Annotated in this window: 5 protein-coding genes; 3 read left to right on the top strand and 2 right to left on the bottom strand. The window is 44.3% G+C overall.

Annotated features, from left to right (window positions below; all coding sequences use genetic code 11):
• The 3 genes from IQQ51_RS03370 to IQQ51_RS03360 form a co-directional block, all read left to right on the top strand.
• On the top strand, positions 1–799 hold a 799-nt coding region (locus tag IQQ51_RS03370), incomplete at its 5' end, for a VWA domain-containing protein (RefSeq protein ID WP_228012662.1).
• A complete protein-coding gene (locus IQQ51_RS03365; RefSeq protein ID WP_193840370.1) occupies positions 793–1512 on the top strand; it encodes a hypothetical protein in 720 nt (239 codons plus the stop codon). The genes IQQ51_RS03370 and IQQ51_RS03365, both read left to right, overlap by 7 nt.
• Positions 1499–2875 (top strand): BatD family protein, encoded by a 1377-nt coding sequence (locus IQQ51_RS03360; protein WP_193840369.1) that lies wholly within the window; start codon positions 1499–1501, stop codon positions 2873–2875. Before IQQ51_RS03365 ends, IQQ51_RS03360 begins: the two co-directional genes overlap by 14 nt.
• A gap of 44 nt (positions 2876–2919) precedes the next feature.
• On the opposite strand, the gene IQQ51_RS03355 is transcribed toward IQQ51_RS03360, so the two are convergent.
• Together IQQ51_RS03355 and IQQ51_RS26610 are read right to left on the bottom strand one after the other, a co-directional pair.
• A complete protein-coding gene (locus IQQ51_RS03355) occupies positions 2920–3870 on the bottom strand; it encodes a LysR family transcriptional regulator (RefSeq protein ID WP_193840368.1) in 951 nt (316 codons plus the stop codon).
• A gap of 141 nt (positions 3871–4011) precedes the next feature.
• Positions 4012–4320: LysE family translocator (locus IQQ51_RS26610; protein WP_228012661.1), on the bottom strand; the 309-nt coding region annotated here is incomplete at its 5' end.

Raw genomic sequence — 4320 nt, 5'->3', positions numbered from 1 at the left:
CCAAAATCGAGCGCGTATGGTTTCTCCTAATCGATTGTTTTTGGTGTTTGCGGTTCTCGCCACGCTCATTATGGCGGGTCCAACGTGGAAGCAACAACCTTCACCATTTTTTGAAGACAATTCCGAGCTGGTGATCGCCTTGGATGTCTCTGATTCAATGAATAAAACCGATATTCAGCCGTCACGATTAGAGCGCGCTAAACAGAAGATCAATCAGCTTGTTGAACTGCGCGGCGACGCAAAAACTGGTTTAGTGATCTACGGCGGCAGTGCGCATGTCGCTATGCCTGTCACCAAAGACAAAGAGTTAACGCGATACTTCCTCGATGTATTGGATGGAAGCTTGTTACCAGATAACGAGAGCAAACCGGCTTCGGTGTTAAAGCCAACGCTCGAGCTAATCTCACAAGCAAAAGCACCATCAACGGTTTTGATACTGACGGACAAGACCAATGACCAAGCGATAGAAGAATTCACTAAAGCGTTTGAACAACAGCAACACCAAGTGATCGTTTGGGCGATGGGTGAAAACCCACAAAGTGGCGGAAATGGCACAGCAGGTTTAACAGAAACTCAACTCGCTTCACTGTCACAACTGGCGCAAGCAGGTCATGGAAACATGGTTTCATTCACCCACGACGCTAGCGATGTAGAAGCGGTTTATCAAGGCATTCAAAACAACCTGTTTGCGGTCAGCGATAACGCCCTACCTTGGTTAGACGCGGGCTACTGGTTGTTGTTCTTGTTACTGCCGATTCAATTGATGTGGTTTAGAAAAGGGTGGACGCTACAGTGGTAAATAATAAACAGGTAGTGAATCATAAGTTCGGTAATCTGACGAAGCCAACCTCTTCGACTCCGAACCAATCCAGTCGTTTAGCTTGGTTATCCAAACTTAAGCCAATGCACTTGTTGCTTGTGCTTATTGCAGGAAATCTGATTTGGGTAATCGCCGATAAGCACTCATTTTTTGATTTTTGGCTATCCAACGATCAACACGCTTATGTCGAGTTCAAACAAGGCAACTACGCGCAAAGTGCCGCTCTGTTCGATGATCCAACATGGAAGGCCTACAGTCGTTATTTGTCAGGTGATTTCCTTGGCGCGATTGACCAATTAAGCCCACAAAAGAGTGAACAAGGTGGCAAACCGGCAGCGGCGACTGATTTCGCTAAGTTAATCGTCGCGAACAGCTACGCTCATACAGCTCAATTTGATAAAGCCACTGCGCTTTACAACGAACTGTTGAACAACGAAACGTATTCAGAACAAGCGACCAACAACCTAGCCGTTGTGGAAGCGGCAATAGAGAAAATCAAGAACACACCACCGAAAAAACAAGATTCAGAAAAAGTCATTGATGATAGGAAATTGGTCGACGACGAACCAAAAGAAGGGAGTCAGAAGGAGCTCGTGATCTCTGACCAAGTTTGGCTAAAACAGGTCAGACAAAATCCATCTAAGTTTCTAAGACAAAAATTTCAGCAGGAATACAGCAATGAACAAAACTAAATCGACCGTCCGAGCATTCTCCCTTATGAAATGTTGGTTTGCTGCCTTATCCACGATGATGCTTTTAATTTCAATGCCTGTCAGTGCAACTAACCTAGACCAGCTTGTCAGTGACGGTGAATTGGAGCTGAACGTTAAAATTAAAGCTCAAGATGTCGCGGTGAAACAACAAGTCGCACTCGACGTTGAGGTATTGAGTACCCGTCCCTTTCAAGAAGAGTTGGTATTACCTTACTTAGATATACCCAACACAGTCGTAAAGAAAGATGAGCAGAAAGTCGCGCGTTCAGCACGCACAATTGAAGGCACCAAGTGGTTTACCCAAAAAGCACGTTACTACTTATACCCTATGCAAGCTGGCGAGTTTACCGTCCCTGAATTGAAGATTCCCGTTAGTGTAGAGCTTACCAGCAAAAACGTTGTAGAGGGCGTGATTCAATCGCAACCCATTAACTTTACATCCAAAATGCCCGTGAGCAACATTGATACAGACGCGTTGATTGTGAGCCCAAATGCCGAGCTTTCAATATCAACCGATCGTCCGTTAACCGACCAATTCGAAGTTGGCCACGCTGTCACTGCAACGTATACATTAAGCGTGGCAAACTCACACATGATGTTGCTACCTGAGATCAACATCCCAGACATTTCCGGCGTTGAGTTGTATCGCAAGCCAGCAGTCAAAGAAAACGTATTTAATCGCCTGAATAAAAGCAATACCGCGACACTCAAACAACAGGTAACGTTAATTCTTCAAGAACAAGGCAAAGTCGTCTTACCAAAACAGACCATGACATGGTGGAACACAAAGACCAATCAGCTGGAATCGTTAACTGTAGAGCAGCAAACGCTTCAAGTCGGTGACGCAAAGTTATTAGACTCGCTAAGTAACACTCTAGGATCGAGCGATGGGGCCCAGACCTTATCGAATTGGTTGAGTCAATATTGGCATTACTTGGTCATTGCGGGAGTATTCCTTGCTGCGATTGCTCGCCTAGTCGGAAATCACTTCATTGATTTAAAGCGTTATTTTGTCGCACGCCAGCAATTGAATACCCAAAAGTTGAGTATTCAATTCTGTCGACACGTTGAAGAAAAGCAGTACAGCAAAGCAGTGCAAACTATTTATGAGATTACGGGGAGAAAAACCTTGTCGAAAGGCACGCTTCAACTGCCTCTAGATTCTGAATCAAACGACATTTGGAAGAAGCTATTGAAGCTTGGCTACGCAAAAAATACTGAAGGGCCAGTTTCAGCTTCCCTCTCAGTTTCACTAGCAGAGGCCAAAACACTGTTAGAAGCCATCAATGATTCGCCCAAAACCCGAAGAACGCCGTTTAGGTTTAATTGGAATCTAAATTAAGCGGTCAACTTAACTAAGCTGCGGTGTTAGAAAAGACGTTGAGGTCAGCTTTCACAAACAACGTCTTCAATCACGGACACGACTAAGTTCTTGAACCATTGATGGGCTGGGCTGGTAACGGTTCTTTTATGCTCAATCAAAAACAGTTCGAACATTAACTCGGGTACATTATCTAGAGAGAATACCGGTACTATCTTGTCACCTATTCCCTCTAGTTCCGTCAATTTGTGGGTCGCAACCAAAATTGTATTCGAACTCTGCATCACTTCCACCAACGTAAGAAGCTGTCCGCTTTTAAATGCAATATCTCTCTGCATTCCATTCTTAACTAAGTAAGTGTCTACAGGGTGTTGCAGCCCGTAATTCGAGCGAATATCGAGCGTGAGGTCAACAAAACGAGATTCGAGGCACTGCTCAAGCGTGACATTTTCAGCTTGGGCTAAAGGGTGATGTTCAGAAACATAAAATACCGGATAGATCTGGCCAAGACTCACATATGGGAATTCGATTGGATTGCTCGGAGCTTCGATGTGAATGGTAAAATCTACATCTCGTGATAACAGTTGGCTAGTGGGCGTTTTCGCAATCGGATATTCGATAAGACTGGCGTTTGGAGCATCGTGCATGAAGCGTTCAGCAAGGGGCACAGAAAGCATCCGACTCATTAATGGCGGCACAGAAACAACAAAGGTTTGAACACATTCAGCAGGATCAAACGCAGATTTCGTTACTAGGCTTCGCATAGCCAATAGCAACTCTTCTAAAGGTGCTTGCAGTTCTAGCGCTTTTTGCGTCGGCACTAAGCCATTAGACTCTCGATAGAACAGTGGATCATCAAACAACTCTCGTAAGCGACTTAAGGTACGACTCATCGCAGGCTGAGACAGATACAAGGTATTGGCAGCTCGCGTTACGTTCCTCTCTTTGATTAAAACACTTAACGACACCAATAAGTTTAGATCCAGCCGAGAAAGCTGTTGTTCGATAGTCATCATAAGACATGCATCCGAGTAATATCACTCGTTAAATAATTGCACCATTGTGACTAACAAACAAGTCTCTGTTTAAACGATGCCACTTATATCCAACTAAAAAGGCTAACCCATCGGTTCGCCTTTCTATTTAAAGAATCGTATTTATCGATTTATCGCCAAATATGAGCCAGCAGCAATCATTATTCCACCAGCACTTTGGTTTAACCTTTTATGTGCACGTGGCGTTTTTAGCAAACCTGCCATTCTACCCGCGCCTACAGCGATAAGCATTAAACCGGACATTAGAGCAACAGATGCTAAAGCAGAAACCAAGACGATATCTTGTGAGCGCAGAACTGTCAGATCAATGAAAGTCGGCAAGAACGAAATATAAAACAAAATCACTTTAGGGTTTGATGCTGAAATCAAAAAGCCTTGCGCGAAACTCGCAAGTTCGGATTTCTGACTCTG

Source organism: Vibrio sp. OPT18, assembly GCF_015163615.1.
GTDB lineage: Bacteria > Pseudomonadota > Gammaproteobacteria > Enterobacterales > Vibrionaceae > Vibrio > Vibrio coralliirubri.
Note: the sequence above shows the minus strand (reverse complement) of the source record. Positions and strands in the feature narration are given on the sequence as shown.

What these genes read in the sequence shown, in the direction of transcription:
- IQQ51_RS03360 (WP_193840369.1), top strand. Translation starts at nt 1,499, where the DNA reads ATGAACAAAACTAAATCGACCGTCCGAGCATTCTCCCTTATGAAATGT.
- IQQ51_RS03355 (WP_193840368.1), bottom strand. Translation starts at nt 3,870, where the DNA reads ATGATGACTATCGAACAACAGCTTTCTCGGCTGGATCTAAACTTATTG.